The organism is Paenibacillus sp. EZ-K15 (assembly GCF_002573715.1).
Lineage (GTDB): Bacteria > Bacillota > Bacilli > Paenibacillales > Paenibacillaceae > Paenibacillus_AQ.
This window is the reverse complement of sequence record NZ_PDHM01000009.1, coordinates 190,964-205,454: the sequence shown is the minus strand read 5'-3', so window position 1 is coordinate 205,454 and position 14,491 is coordinate 190,964. Positions and strand designations below refer to the sequence as shown.

General features: G+C 51.1%; 10 protein-coding genes. 3 read left to right on the top strand and 7 right to left on the bottom strand.

Going from position 1 to position 14,491, the window contains the following annotated elements:
• Positions 1-80: 80 nt before the first annotated feature.
• Positions 81-563 carry a capreomycin N-acetyltransferase CpaA gene (gene cpaA, locus CRG97_RS06830; protein ID WP_098742355.1) on the top strand — a complete coding sequence of 161 codons (483 nt, stop codon included), beginning with the start codon at positions 81-83 and terminating at the stop codon, positions 561-563.
• Positions 564-704: 141 nt separating this feature from the next.
• Here the strand turns inward: cpaA and CRG97_RS06825 are convergent, their stop codons facing one another.
• Together CRG97_RS06825 and CRG97_RS06820 are read right to left on the bottom strand one after the other, a co-directional pair.
• A complete protein-coding gene (locus CRG97_RS06825) occupies positions 705-1,214 on the bottom strand; it encodes a GyrI-like domain-containing protein (protein ID WP_098742354.1) in 510 nt (169 codons plus the stop codon).
• Between the two features lie 54 nt (positions 1,215-1,268).
• Entirely contained in the window at positions 1,269-2,219 is a 951-nt protein-coding gene (locus CRG97_RS06820) for a helix-turn-helix transcriptional regulator (RefSeq protein ID WP_098742396.1), read from the bottom strand.
• Positions 2,220-2,461: 242 nt separating this feature from the next.
• Between CRG97_RS06820 and CRG97_RS06815 the strand changes: the two genes are divergently transcribed.
• Both CRG97_RS06815 and CRG97_RS06810 read left to right on the top strand, forming a co-directional pair.
• Positions 2,462-2,944 (top strand): PH domain-containing protein, encoded by a 483-nt coding sequence (locus CRG97_RS06815; RefSeq protein ID WP_098742353.1) that lies wholly within the window; start codon positions 2,462-2,464, stop codon positions 2,942-2,944.
• On the top strand, positions 2,937-4,610 hold the full coding sequence (locus tag CRG97_RS06810; RefSeq protein WP_098742352.1) for a PH domain-containing protein: 1,674 nt from the start codon (positions 2,937-2,939) through the stop codon (positions 4,608-4,610). Before CRG97_RS06815 ends, CRG97_RS06810 begins: the two co-directional genes overlap by 8 nt.
• Here CRG97_RS06810 and CRG97_RS06805 read toward each other — a convergent pair.
• The 5 genes from CRG97_RS06805 to CRG97_RS06785 form a co-directional block, all read right to left on the bottom strand.
• Entirely contained in the window at positions 4,605-5,243 is a 639-nt protein-coding gene (locus CRG97_RS06805; protein ID WP_098742351.1) for a TVP38/TMEM64 family protein, read from the bottom strand. The genes CRG97_RS06810 and CRG97_RS06805 overlap by 6 nt on opposite strands.
• 202 nt (positions 5,244-5,445) lie before the next feature.
• Positions 5,446-8,382 carry a family 10 glycosylhydrolase gene (locus CRG97_RS06800; RefSeq protein WP_098742350.1) on the bottom strand — a complete coding sequence of 979 codons (2,937 nt, stop codon included), beginning with the start codon at positions 8,380-8,382 and terminating at the stop codon, positions 5,446-5,448.
• Between the two features lie 292 nt (positions 8,383-8,674).
• Positions 8,675-12,784 (bottom strand): S-layer homology domain-containing protein, encoded by a 4,110-nt coding sequence (locus CRG97_RS06795; protein ID WP_098742349.1) that lies wholly within the window; start codon positions 12,782-12,784, stop codon positions 8,675-8,677.
• A 223-nt stretch (positions 12,785-13,007) separates the two neighbouring features.
• Complete coding sequence (locus tag CRG97_RS06790; protein WP_098742348.1) at positions 13,008-14,003, bottom strand: Gfo/Idh/MocA family protein; 996 nt, start codon at positions 14,001-14,003, stop codon at positions 13,008-13,010.
• A 39-nt stretch (positions 14,004-14,042) separates the two neighbouring features.
• Complete coding sequence (locus CRG97_RS06785) at positions 14,043-14,369, bottom strand: antibiotic biosynthesis monooxygenase family protein (RefSeq protein WP_006208549.1); 327 nt, start codon at positions 14,367-14,369, stop codon at positions 14,043-14,045.
• Between the last annotated feature and the right edge of the window lie 122 nt (positions 14,370-14,491).

Here is a 14,491-nt window from a genome sequence, read left to right as displayed (position 1 = left end):
GGAAGAGAAGGTTTTTTCGTTTCGAAATCGAAATAAAGGATTATGGAAGAAAACTATTTTTAAACCAAAGGATGAGAATAATGCCTCTTCGTATCGCGGCCATGACCGATGCGTACGCCGATCAAATTATGCAATGGAACTATGAACCTCCCTATGATTTCTACAACAGCGGGCCGGATGAGGAGTTTCGAAAAGATCTCCTTGAGTGTTCGTATTACGCCATACAGGACGAGGAAGGGCAGCTGTTCGGCTTTTGCTGTACAGGCTCATCTGCCCAAATTCCGATTGCGATCCCGTTAGGTGTATATGACGAGGATCTGCTGGATTTCGGACTTGGCATGAAACCGGAATCGACCGGACAAGGCCGGGGAAAAGAGTTCCTCTCTTTCGTGCTGGCGTCCATCGCTGAAATTCACAATCGCCAATCGTTTCGGCTGACCGTTGCCAAATTCAACGAACGAGCCATTCGCTTGTATACCCAGCTGGGCTTCTCGGAAGTAACATCGTTTGATTATGGCGGCACTACGTTCATAACGATGGTCAAGAAGCCGGTCTCCGGATAGTGAAATAAAGAGGGCGATCCCACTGTAGGATCACCCTCTCATTCATTATTGGCCAATATCGCGTATTCCCGGATTGAGTCGTTTTACCGAAGAATCGTCGTTTCCACTCCAAGCAATGGAGCAGTCTGCGATTCTTAACCGCTATTCAATGGCGATATAAACGTCCACCACAGTATTCGCGGGATCAAACTGCTGCATATCATAGCGTTCGTAATCGCCGGTATACGTCCTTTTTTCGGCTGGTTGCTGGAAGTAACTCCAAATTTCATGCCACACCTGCGGAACGATTTCCATCAAAGGGCCACGTCTTGTCCGGAATACCATGTACTTGGCTGCCGGGACGGACGCCTGCTGCAACTCCTCCGAAGAAGCTGCAATAGCCACGTCTTCATCTATCCTGTTGCCGATAATTAAGGTGTACGCCCCGGATGCGTCGCTTTCGTAATCCGTGTACAACGCATAGACGGCTTGATCCTTATCAGATAATTGTGTCTGCAAACCGCTTTGGAAATACCGGTCCCATAACTGCGGTATCTTGCCTTGCGGTCCCGCCTCCGCTTCATTCGTCGTTCGAACGCCGACACCCTGAATGGACACGGCGGGTCTAACCTCTATAAATCGTTCACTCTGATTCTGATTGCTATCACTCATATGTATCCTCCTTAAAATGAATATATCTCTATTCTAAAGAGGTAACGTGGACATCTATCTGTCCTGGTTATCGTAGCGCTGCATAATCAATTGTGCTCTTCGCTTCACTTCCTCGGCCGCTTTGCCCGGCTGCTCAACCAGCACCTGATCACCAAAGCTTAGAATCATGCCGTAAAACCACTCATCCAATTTGTATAACAAGTGAACGCGTAACGAGCCGTCCGGGTTGACGGTTACTTGTTCGGGCGGAAAAATATCCGCCACCCGCTGACGCGCGGCTGCTTCGAATAACAGCACAGTCTCCTGCTCCAGCGCGCTCGACCAAGAGGAATCCCATTCCAATCGTTCCTTGCCGGGCCATGGCCTTGGCTCATATGTCTCGCTCAGCATCGTTATATCCTGCATACGCGACAACCGGAAGAGGCGATGGTCTTCCCGCTCCAGACAAAAGGCTTGTACATACCAAATATTGCCCTTCAAAATCAGAGATGCCGGTTCAATGGTTCTTCGCTCCGCATTCCCCTGCGTATCGATATACTCCATCTCGACCCTGCGCTTTTCTTGAATAGCCTTTTTGAGCAAGCCCACGGCGGGCTTCAGTCCTTGACGCTGTCCCCAAGGCTGAAAGTCCATGACCACAGGTTCCCTACGATAATCATCTCCAAGGCCCTGCTCTACCCTATGCAGCAGCGCTTTTACCTTCTCAAGCAGGATGCCCATCTGTTGATCATCCAGTGCGCTGCTCATCCCTTTGACGGCTGCAACCAGCGCACTCATCTCCTCAGCGGACAGCCAGTACTTGTCGATCATATAATTCTCCATAATTTCAAATCCGCCGGATATTCCCTGGTGGGCAACAATCGGGATCCCGGCTTGGCATAGCGTATCCATATCGCGATATATGGTTTTGCTCGATACTTCAAACCGATCGGCCAACTCCTTGGCACTCAGTCTTCCCCGGTTCAGAAGCAGGACGGTTATGGCTAATAGCCGGTCTATTTTCATTACACGCGATCCTTTCATTCTCGATCATTTCATAATCTTCCTTAACTCAAGCTTAACAGATTCGGCATGTGTTCATGCAACCGTTAGGTCAGGTTCAATTGCTCGTTAACCTGTTATGCTACAATGATAGGCACGGCAAGCAAGACGGGAGACTAGATGAAACGAATCCTTCCCGAGCAACGTAGACATACATATAAATGCAAGGACTGCTCGAATCTTAAACATCAAGGAGGAACATACATATGGACAATCGGCTTGACGCCATGCGCAGATGTCACCCGGACTCCGTAACGATCTCTCGCATCACGGGTTTCATTACGGATGGGGTTATTCTACTCGCTGCAGCAGCCTATCTAATCATTGCTGTTATATTCGAGTGGACCCTGATACCGGGCTGGATCACCATCGGACTTCTGGTTCTCGGAGCCTGGTTTACCTGGGCCGTACCCTCTTTCACCTACAAACAATTCGGCTTCAAGGTAAGCGAGGAAGAATTGGAGCTTCGCTCCGGCTGGATCTGGCTCAGTGACACCCTTGTCCCGATGACGCGTGTACAGCATGTCGAGCTGGAGCGGGGACCGCTCCTTCGTAAATATGGCTTAGCCAAGGTAAAGGTCGTTACCGCCGCAACGACTCATGTCATTCAGGCGCTCAAGCTGGAAGAAGCAGAGGAATTGAAAAAACAGATCGGCGAGCTGGCCAAAGTGGTGGATCACGATGAATGAACCGACAAGACTTCACCGGCTGTTCATCCTGTTCCCGCTCGTAAGCAGCGTTAAATCACTCATTCCGATCGCCGCTCTGGTATCCATCAAATTCCTTAACGGAAAATCGCTGCGCGACATCCCCTGGTACTGGCTGTCCGCCGTCATCGTCATCCTGGTCTCGCTTCTGCTTCTGTACGGGTATCTAAAGTGGAAACGCTTCGTCTACACGTTAGAAGAAGACAAAATCCTCATTCGCCGCGGCGTTCTGTTCCGTGAGGAATTGTCCATCTATACGGGCCGCATTCATTCCATGAATATGGAGCAGCCCTTGCTGCAGCGCATACTGGGACTTACCCAGGTCCGAATCGAAACGCCGGGCAAAACGGAAGGCGGCGGCATCCTGCCTGCCATCACCAATAGCGAAGGCGAGCGGCTGCAGCGCTGGCTGCGCGAACAAACCCGAACAAGACAAACGGAACGGGAGGCCCACCAAGCTCATGAAAGTTCCGATCCATCCGATCAGAGCTTTCCCGCTCCGAGCGAGAGGCCATCTGTTCAACATTCGGAAACCCGAGAGAATTACGAATCCATTCAAACTTTGAATCAGAACATGGAATACGGAATCGGTCTTTTGGAGGATTCCGATTCGGGCGCCGTTGGCAGAAAAAATGCAAGCGATCCAATCGCGGCAGAAGAGGAACGCAGCACGCTGCTGCAGCTATCCTCCGGACGCCTGCTCATGGCTGCTCTCTCCTCACCCAACCTGTCACTGGCTTTAGCCTTTGTGGGCGGTATTTTATCTTTTGCCGATGACCTGCTCCCGGATCGGATGTACCAATCGCTGTTTCAATCGGCAGGGAAGCTGCTGCCCGGCAGTTGGATCAGCATTGCCGCTGTGGCGCTCATTGTATCCTGGCTGCTCTCCGCCGTGCTCTACACGATCAAATATGCGGGATTTACCGTCGAGCGAATCGGGAAACAAATCTCGGTCAGCTGCGGTCTGCTGGAGAGAAAGAGACTACTCTTCTCTCCCGAACGAGTGCTGGCCATTACCGTTAAAGAAGGCGTATTCCGGCGCTGGTTCGGTTACGCTGAAGTGAAGGTTCATGTGCTTACGTCCGAGTCCGACAAGCATTTCATGCTTCATCCTCTACTGAAGACCGGAGATATTCCAGCGCTGCTGAATCGGGTTACCCCTCAATTCAGCGCTCAGGCCATTACCGCTTCGCCGCCGCCGCGCGCAAAATGGATGTATCTGCGGTGGAAGCTGGCTTTTGCCGCGGTAGTTAGTGCCCCATGCATTTGGTATTTTGACAAGCTCGGTTTGTTATCGCTTCTGCTGCTTCCGCTCTCGTTAGCTTGGGGACTCCTCTCGCACCGGGATTCCGGACTTAATGTAACGGATAAACAGCTAACGATCCGCAGCCGTTTCATTGCAATGTCCACCAGGTATATACGCCGGCCGCAGATTATCGCCATGGAGGTCAGCGGTACCCGCAGACAGCGAAGAAGAGGGCTTCTGTCTCTGCAAGTGAAGATGATATTCAGCGAGATCAACGAAAGTTTAAGCGGAATGGATCAGCAAGAGATCGAGGCTGTTCGGGCTTGGTTCCAAAAGAAAAAGAGCGGGTCCTCCGCATCTGCAGAACAGAGCGATCCCGCCTCGTCAATTGAGCATCTATAAGCGTTCGGTCTCCGTTCTTCCCGAACGACCAAAGCCCGACAATCGGTAAACCATAAGGGTTATCGCAAGAAATACGCCATATACGCCGATGGTGATAATGATGTGGGAAGGGTCGGTCATAAGATGATCGCCTACCATCGAGAACAGCAGCATGGCGGGGATTTTGCCTAACGCGGACGCGATGCTGTATGATGCGAACGTTACCTTGCTGAGAGCCGCGTACACATTGATGACAATGGAAGGAATAAACGGGATTAACCGGGTAAACAGGATGGTCAAAAAGGCGTTCCGTTCGAACATCGTTGTCACTTTTCCCAGCCTGTTATAACGGTAAAGCACCCGGTCGCCCCATTCCTGATAACCGTATCGGATGAACATAAACATAAGGATGGAAGCGGCGGTGGAGCCGACCCAAGTGACAATTCCGCCAATGACCGGCCCCAGGGCGGCACCGATTACCCCTCCTACCACCGGATAAGGGATCACTGGGAACAAGGCCATGATGACAGCCGTGAACATCATCAGCGTGATACTGTCTGTCGATCGAATCCAGACCAATATGACATCGCCATAAAAGTAAACAAGACCACCTATGGCGGCGTAAACCAATGCGATTCCTAATTTCTTGAACATGCACCACACTCCAGGTCGTAATGCACCTATTGTATCACGTAGCATCTCCATTGGAACAAGCGCAAAAGGGACATCCCAAGGCTATAAGCCGGGATGTCCCTTTTTCTTGAAGTGGGCCGTCCGTTCCCTGAAGCGACATCTTGCTAAGGAAGTGGATCAGCCGTTAACGGTATGGATTATATCCTATCGCGCTCATGTAAACTCACGGTTTGCTTGGTTTCCCCGGTGGGTTCACCGGTGGCTTTCCAGGCTTGCCGGTTTGTTTCACTTTCACCGTGACCGGTTTGCTTGGGGCACTCTCATTATGCAGACGATCGACGGCCGTCACAACATAAGTGTAGGTTTGTCCCTTTACGACGGTATGATCAACAAAGGACTGCGTCGTACCGGCGGTTTTTCGGAGAGTCCCTAACAAATGCGACGGATCTTGAACACTGCCGGCGTCTCGGCCATCAAAACGATAGACCGCATAATACGTCTCATCATCTATCGACCTCCAGCTTAGCTGCACACCATCCTGCTCGTGATCAGCCTTTGGCTTCTTGGGCGAAGTCGGCGCCTCCGAATCGATCCAAGGCATCGCCGGGATCAATGCCGGATATCGATACAGATCGTTCTTCAGTCTGTCCGTAAATCCGAGCGCATTATCCTTAAACCATTTGGAGCTGAAGTATATACTGCCCCGGACTTCCTCAAAGTTGCGATTGTAATGGATCTGGTTCGGCATCTCTTCGGGGTTGGACCAATCGGCATTCGACCCGATTTTATATACGGCTTGTCCGCTGTATAGATGAACATTCTTGCCGGACACGATCCCGCTCCACCAATCGATCAGCTTATCGTAAGCGGCAGCGGAATAACCGATATTCCAATAAATCTGTGGCGTAATATAATCGATCCACTCTTCTTCAACCCATTTCTTCGAGTCGGCATAGATGGCATTGTAACTCTCAAGACCACTGGTTTCAGAGCCGGTCGGATCGCTGGATTTATTTTTCCAGATACCAAACGGACTGATGCCGAATTTCACGTAACTCTTCTCTGCCTTGATGGCTTTGTTCACGTTCTGTATGAATTGATTGACGTTATTTCTTCTCCAGTCCCCCTTGTTCGTAAAGGAGCCTTTGTACTGGTTAAAGGTGTCCGTATCCGGAAAATCCACGCCGGTTACGGGATACGGGTAGAAGTAATCGTCAAAATGCACGGCGTCGATGTCGTAATTCCGAACGACCTCCATGATGCCATCGATAATAAATTGCTGTGCTTCCGGTATCCCTGGGTTAAAATACAGCTTGCCGCCATATTCTTCGACCCACTCCGGATGCTGCCTGGCCGGGTGGTCTGCTACAAGTTTGTTAATGTCTCCTTGAAGACTGATGCGATATGGATTAAACCAGGCATGAAACTCCATGTTCCGCTTATGGACTTCCTCCAGCAGGAATGCCAGAGGATCGTACCCCGGATCTTTGCCCTGAACTCCCGTCAGCCATTCTGACCATGGCCCGTAATTGGACGGGTAGAATGCATCCGCCGTCGGCTTGATCTGCATAATGACCGCGTTCATCCCCGCATCCTCCAGCTGGTCAAGCAGGCTGATAAACTGCTGTTTCTGCTGATCCGGGTCGGTGACTCCTTTGGCTGGCCAGTCAATATTGTCGACGGTTGCAATCCAGGCCGCTCTCATCTCGGCTTTCGGATGCTCAGAAGCTTTGTTCACCGTGATGTAGAGCGAGCTGGTCTTTCCTTGGAAGGTGGCTGTTACTCTAGCGGAACCTATCTTCAAGCCGGATACCACTCCTTTATCATCGACAGCGGCTACATCCGGATGACTGCTGGTAAACGTAACGCCTTCCGTTATGATTACCGGCTCCTCCATCCAGGAGTAGGTTGCGGACACCGCCGTCTCGAAGGAGTCTCCAACCGTAACCGCTGTAAGACCTTGAAGTTCGATGCTCTGCATAACAGGAACCGGGTCCGTCACTGTAATGGCATGCTGTGCGGTTATTCCGCGGTACATTGCTGTAATGTCTGCCGTTCCCGCGGAAATTGCGGTCAACTGACCGGCTTGATCTACCGATACAACGCCCGGTTGATCGCTTGCATAGCTAATTCCTTCAGTCAGCCATACAGGGTCCGTCTGGTTTCCGTATACGGAGTAAACCACACTGGTTCGCATTTTTCCCGTAAGACTGGTCTCCATATGAAGCGGCCCGGATAACAGCAATTCTCCAGGGGCTGGCACATCCTGCGTAATATGAAGCTCATACTGAGCTTTCGGTGCATCTCCGTATTCAGCTGTTATGGTTACCGTTCCCGGCGCCAATGCTTCAATGGTGTCGTATGTAGCGCCCGTGACCGTAGCGATGTTGTTGTCACTGCTGGTGAGTTTCACGCCGGTTGTTAATAATGCAGGTTCCGTATATCCTTCATAGGTTGCATATACTTGGGGCTTCACCGTCTCTCCTACGCCCATGGGCGTCAGCCCGCCAATATCGAGCCCGTACACCTGAGAAGCCGTATAGAATGCGGACAGCCTGTCGAAGTATACGGTACCTTTGTTTTTATTCGTATCTTTTAATTCGGTGATATAGATTTGATTCACTTTGAGGGGAGCCTTGATGGTAGAGGGGACGTTAAATTTGACGTATTTCCAGCCCTTCCAGCTAAACCCGGAGGTAGAGGTTAAATCCACGGCATGCTTGCCGCCGGAAGAATCCTGAAGCTGGGCCCGAAGCCAGTGGTTCCCGCCATCGCCGTAAACCCATAAACCGAGTGCAGTCGGTGAACCGGGGACGCTTCTGCCGGTAGAACCGTCCGGATCTTTGAAGTTGAGATAAGCCGCCGAGGTGCCGGATTCGCTGCCCACAAAATCATAAGTTAGAGCTGCAGCGTGATGTCCGTAATAGATTGGCTCCGGCCTTCCTACTACATCCAACTGGGCCATTCCCCTTACGGAGGATGCGGACAAGTTCGTTACCGATTCAAAATCTTCCAAAACGATCGCCCCTGGCTCTCCGGTACTTGCGTACTCATCAATGGAATTGCCCCAAGCAGAAACAGCCGAGCTGAACATCACGGCTAACGCCAGCGTCATGGATAGGATCGACTTACTTCGATAGACACGCCTTTTGGTTATCATTCACGAATTCACTCCCTTTAGTATGAATGCTTGCTATCCAAACTGAAGTCCAATTCCAAGCGAAATCGGCTGCCGCCCACCTCCTATCGATCTGCTAGAGTAGATGATCGTGATGGTCTGTATACACATGTTCATCTCTATCTCTATCATATTGAAATTTTATTTCAAATTTCAATAGTTTTAGTAAAATATAATTTTATTGAACAGGCAGGAATTTAAGCTGTCCGTGACGTAGGAATCACAAAAAAGAAGCCAATACGGGACAATCCCCCGTATTGGCTTCCTAATTCATTCAGTTCACGTATTCAAGAAGTCCGATAATCAGCGTCACGGCTTCCGCCCGTGTTGCGAATTGCTGTGGTGCGAAGCGATTGTTACCCACACCGCCCACAAGTCCTGCATCAACCGCAGTCGCAATATACGGCGCAGCCCACTTCGGAATTTCCTTCGTATCTTTAAAGGTCAATTTCGCTACCGAGTCGGGACTGATTCCGCTGGCGCGAACGATCATCGCTACCAGCTCGGCCCGGTTCAGCGGCTTATGCGGACCGAAGGAGCCATCCTTGTAACCGCTGATGATGCCTGCTGCCACGCCTTGCGCTACAGCATCCTTGGCCCACGAAGGAATCTTGCCTGCGTCCGTAAACGTAAGCTTAGTCCCGCCTTCGGTCAGATACAGCGCGCGGCCCAGCATAGCCATGAATTCAGCCCGCGTAACCTGTTGATTTGGCCTGAAGGTTCCATCTCCATACCCGTTGACAAAGCCTGCTGCCACGGCCTTATCGATGGCTGATTTGGCCCAGTGCCCCGCAGTATCCTTCAGCGCCGGTGGATTCCCATTACCCGAATCCGTACCAGGGCTGCTTCCAGGCTGAGAACCTGTTTCCGATCCGTTACCCGGGTTCGTTCCATTCCCGGTACCTGAACCGTTCTCCGAGCCTGATCCTGAGCCACTTCCTGAACCGGAACCTGGATTATTGCCTGAACCAGAGTTGCTTTCTGATCCTGGATTGGATGTGCCAGGACCAGGATTCGGTGTTCCCGGACCTGGTCCCGGACCTGGAGTTCCTGGATCCGGATTCGGCGTTTGAACATCCTTCTTCACGATGCCGAATTGATCAATGATAATTGGCTGTGCACCATTGAGGTTCTGATCAATTTCATAGCTGACCGCGGTCAGCTTGCCTCCATCGATCGTAATACCGACGAAATTTTGTACCTGGCTGCGTTTCGGACGCCGGTTATCGCTCGGATCCGGGCCGTATTTGGCCGCATGATTTTCTTCCGCGCGTTCGAATAATCCGTAGTAAGCATCCCCAAGCTTTTCGCTTGGATTCTTATAATAAACCTTCGGTCCTGCGGTTGCCGGAATCAAATAGATCGTACCGTCCGGATTCACCGAATATTCCAGCTTCTCGCCGTTTAGCATCTCCTTAATCTTCTCCGGCTCTGCCGCTTTGCCGTCAGCCTTGATCGGTTTGGTACGGGCATAAATATGATCATGACCCTGCAATACAAAATCAATGCCGAGCTCTGCCATTAACGGAGCAATCTTGGACCGGACGCCATTAGCACCCATAATATCAGAGTCCGTGGCATGATTAGACGTGGTGTACGGACCCTTATGAATATTGACGATCACCCACTCCGCTCCGGCTTTTTTAGCCTTCTGTACATCTTGTTTGAGCCATTCCACTTGCTCGACAGAGAAATTATCGTACACGTCCGAGTCCTCATTGGAATTCAACACAACGAAATGCGCGTTGCTGTAATCGTATGAGTAGTACGCTCCGGTCTCGGTTGCCGAATTGTCCGGCTGCTGTACATTGAAATGTTCGATGAAAGCGTAGTTTTCATCCTCGTGGTTACCCGCGGATGGCACCAGCGTCGTATGGAGCAAGCTTTCCTGCGAATGACCTAACAGCCAATTCCACTGTTCTTCCTTGACGCCCTTGTCTACAATATCGCCGTTATGGACGACGAATTGCGCTTCCGGCACGGTAGCCAGCGCCTTGGCAAGTGTCTCGGATGAAAGCACCGCTTCATCTTCTGCCTTCGCCTGCGTATCGGCCAAATCAATGAACGTGAACGCTCCTTTCTCCGGTGCAGTCCGGAAGGTTCCCGTCTCACTCCAAACCCCAAGCGCTGCATCCCCTACGCGGAAATCGTAGGACGTATTGGGCTTGAGCTTCGTTGCTTCCGCTTTATGCACAAGTTCTGCTGCTGAATTAGTAGAGGCAGCCGAACGTCCTTGGAACGTGATCCCATTCGTAAAGTCAGGAGCGACAGCAGACTTCTCCACGATCTGAAGGTCACTGCCTGTCACCTGCTGGGATGTATACCAGGTGAAACCCTTGGATGTTTTGGCATCGCCGTGGAACGTAACCGTCACTTTGCCCACTTTTTCCTGAACAGGATCCGGCTTCGTCTCCTTCATGATTCCAAACTGATCCACGATAAACGGCTGCCCGTTCTTCTGATTCTGATCGATTTCATACGTCACAGCTGTCAGCTTGCCACCGTCGATCGTAAACCCGACAAAGTTCTGAACCTGGCCTCTGGCAAGGCTGGTTGTATTTCCGTACTGGCGGGCGTGGTTCTCTTCGGCGCGCTCAAACAAATTGAAATATGAATCACCCAGCTCCGGCTTCTGGTTCTTGAAATAAACCTTAGCTCCTGCGGTAGCAGGAATCATGTAGATGGTTCCATCCGGCTTAACTGCATATTCGATGTTCTGCCCATTAAGCGTCTCGGTAATTTTCGTGAAATCCTCGGCGGTTCCGTCGCTCTTGATCGGCTTTGTCCGCGCATAGATGTGATCATGGCCCTGCAGCACCATATCAATTCCCAGCTCGTTCATCAGTGGAGCAATTTTGTTTCTTACTCCGTTCGCGCCAATGATGTCGCTGTCGGTTGCGTGATTCGAAGTTGTATACGGCCCTTTATGGATATTGACGATAATCCAGTCTGCGCCGGCAGCCTTCGCTTGCTCCACATCCTGCTTCATCCACGCCACTTGCTCTGCAGAGAAATTTGCGTACTCGGACGAATTCTCATTGGAGTTAAGTACGATGAAATGCGCATTGCTGTAATCATAAGAGTAGTATGCGCCGGTAATCGTAGCAGCGTTGCCTGGCTGCTTCACATTAAAATGCTCGTAGAAGGCGTAGTTCTTATTCTCGTGATTCCCTGCGGACGGGGCAATTGTTGTATTCAAAAGGCTAGATTGTGAATGGCCCAGCAGCCAGTTCCATTCCTGCTCCGATGTGCCGTTCTCCACTACATCTCCGTTATGGACAACGAATTTAGCATCTGGAATAGTGGCAAGTGCTTTGGACAAGGTAGCTGCCGACAGCATCGCCTCGTCCTCTTCCTTCGCTTGCGTATCCGTCAGATCGATAAACGTGAAGGCGCCGCTGATAGGTGCCGTCTGAAAGGTACCAACCTCGCTCCACACATTCAGGCTCTGGTCCCCAACTCTGAAATAATAGGAGGTATTCGCTATTAAACCTGTCGCTTCCGCTTTATGTACATGCTCTCCCGGAGAATTCGAGGAGACGGAAGTATGACCGCTAAATGCTAGCGCCTGACTGAAGTCCGGCGCGGCCCCGCGATTCTCCACAACCTGGACATCGCTTTGGGAAGAGCCCAGCGGCGTATACCAGGTAAAGCCTTTCGCGCTGGTCGCGTCTCCATGGAAGGTTACCGTAACCTTGGAAATATCCAGTGCCGGTGCCTGCGCTAACGCGGTAAGCTCCATATCGAAATATAGATCCGAGCTGCTGTCGCTCTGCTGATGGATCTCGACCGCAATTTCGTTATTGCCGTCCTGCAAATATGTTTTCAGCGGCTCGGTCAGGTCCACGTCCCCATATATAACGGGCAGGTCCTTGCTCGAGGTCGCCTTCATGTCGTACGTGATCTCGCCTTCCGGCATGCCCATGCGTCTTACTTCATGGCCATTGACGTAGAGTACGGCGCCGTCATCAATGCCGAACGTGCCGAGAATCTGGCCGTAACCGTCAATTTGGTCCTTGCTGACTTGAAGGTTGGTTCGGAAATACGTCGTGCGGTGCTTGAGCTTTTTATCCGCACCGTAGTCTACTTCGGTGGTAAGCGGACCAAACTCCGCGGTTGTTATGCCGCTTCCGTTATCTTTATAACCGAAAGGAGCGAATCCGGATTCCCATGAGGAATCATCGTAGGTGGAACGCCATACGGTTGTTAAATCTTGGCCCTGATCAAAATACTTCCACTCCGCATTGCGCTGAAGTAAGATATTAGGCTGATCCTGCGTTGCTGCTTCAACAGTGGATGAGGATCCGATTCCTGCAAATAATCCAAACACTAACGCTGCGGATAACAGCATGGATAATAGCCTTTTGTACAGATGAGTAATCATGTATTCTCTCCTTTATGATGTTGGATGGGTGTGAAGCAAGACTGTCAAACAGCTCCAGCATAACAAGGGGGTATTAATGGCTTGTCATCCCTACGTAAAACTTATGTAAATAATGACATTGAAAATACATAATGATATAGCTCACGTCACCTGAACTCTGACAACAACAAAAAAAGCAGGGCGAGAAGTTCTCTCGCACTGCTCCCTTATACGCCAAGACGGCTTAACCTTCCGAAGGATACTTCAGGCCCCACTGCCCCCGGATCTGATCCAGCAGCCTCATAATCGCAAGCGACTCATCGAGCGGCATCACATCGCTCTCAAGCCGCCCTTCCAGTAGACACCGCCCCACTTCATATGCCTCGAAGCTATACCCTTTCTCCTGCCGGTCATCTGTAACAACCACCGGTTCCTCGCCATCTACATGAAGCGCAGCGGATGTTGCATTCAAGAAGGACGGAATGTGAATATATCCGTTGGTGCCATAAATATAAGCTTCATTCGTCAATCCAAGCCGGATCGCCCCGTTTAACGAAGCGGTCTTGCCCGATTCATAAGATAGAATAACCGAGAACTGCTCATCTACGCCCGTCTCACCGATATGCGCGGTACTCCATATCTTCTCCGGCTCGGTTCCAAAAATCATGGATGCAAACGACACCGGATAAATACCCGCATCCAGCAGCGCCCCGCCGCCAAGTTCCAAATTCAGCAAACGGCCCTGCGGATTCCAGCCGCTGCGAAAACCAAAATCGGCCTTCAGCAGCCGAACGTCGCCAATAAGCCCGTCGTTCAACCATTCGCGCACCTTCCGAATCGGGGGAAGGAAACGCGTCCACATGGCCTCCATCAGGAACAGCTTCTGCTCCCGTGCAGCTGCCATTAATTCCTCCAGTTCATCCCCGTTAATCGTAAAGGGTTTTTCGCACAGGACGGCTTTGCCGGCCTGAAGACACATTAAGGCATGATCCCGGTGCAGCGGATGCGGAGTCGCTATGTACACAACGTCAATATCGGGATCCTTCACGAGTTCCTCGTAACTGCCATAAGCCCGCGGTATATCGTATTTAGACGCAAACTCTCCTGCATTGCTTGCCGTACGAGAGCCCACGGCCACAAACTGAGCGTTCTCCACATAGGCCAGATCGGCTGCAAACTGCTCCGCAATCCAGCCTGTCCCCATGATTCCCCATCTGATCTTGCCCGGATTCTGTATCATCATTTACTCCTCCTCATCCTCTTCCTGGATTGGCCTTGCCTAAAGCTTGTAGAAGCTATCCCTCTCCACCTTGCAAATTCGCAACCCAAAGCTTTCATACCACTCGTTCTTGCCCCGTTCCTGCGCTACCTGATGAGCGGCATTCTCCTTCCATAAACGAATGGCCTCCAGGGAATCCCAGTACGATACCGTGATCCCAAGCCCCTCATCCCGTGCAGACTCCACCCCCAAATAGCCGGGCTGCTGCGCGGCGAGCTCTGCCATTTTATCGGACATCGCCCCATAACCCCGGTCACCCTCTGTTCGTTTGGACACAAAAATGCAGGCATAGTAAGGTGGCTTCGGCGTATTCGCGTATTCCGTCATTCTCTCTCCTTCTTTCCGGTTTCCAGTTTAGCCATTAATTCGATTCACATTCGTTCATTGACTATGTAATCATTATATCGGAACTTCCGCCATTCTTTAACCTGTAAGAAAAATGTCTTTAG

Excerpts from the sequence above, each read along its gene's own strand:
- cpaA (WP_098742355.1), top strand. The coding sequence starts at position 81 with ATGCCTCTTCGTATCGCGGCCATGACCGATGCGTACGCCGATCAAATT.
- CRG97_RS06825 (WP_098742354.1), bottom strand. The coding sequence starts at position 1,214 with ATGAGTGATAGCAATCAGAATCAGAGTGAACGATTTATAGAGGTTAGA.
- CRG97_RS06820 (WP_098742396.1), bottom strand. The coding sequence starts at position 2,219 with ATGAAAATAGACCGGCTATTAGCCATAACCGTCCTGCTTCTGAACCGG.
- CRG97_RS06815 (WP_098742353.1), top strand. The coding sequence starts at position 2,462 with ATGGACAATCGGCTTGACGCCATGCGCAGATGTCACCCGGACTCCGTA.
- CRG97_RS06810 (WP_098742352.1), top strand. The coding sequence starts at position 2,937 with ATGAATGAACCGACAAGACTTCACCGGCTGTTCATCCTGTTCCCGCTC.
- CRG97_RS06805 (WP_098742351.1), bottom strand. The coding sequence starts at position 5,243 with ATGTTCAAGAAATTAGGAATCGCATTGGTTTACGCCGCCATAGGTGGT.
- CRG97_RS06800 (WP_098742350.1), bottom strand. The coding sequence starts at position 8,382 with ATGATAACCAAAAGGCGTGTCTATCGAAGTAAGTCGATCCTATCCATG.
- CRG97_RS06795 (WP_098742349.1), bottom strand. The coding sequence starts at position 12,784 with ATGATTACTCATCTGTACAAAAGGCTATTATCCATGCTGTTATCCGCA.
- CRG97_RS06790 (WP_098742348.1), bottom strand. The coding sequence starts at position 14,003 with ATGATACAGAATCCGGGCAAGATCAGATGGGGAATCATGGGGACAGGC.
- CRG97_RS06785 (WP_006208549.1), bottom strand. The coding sequence starts at position 14,369 with ATGACGGAATACGCGAATACGCCGAAGCCACCTTACTATGCCTGCATT.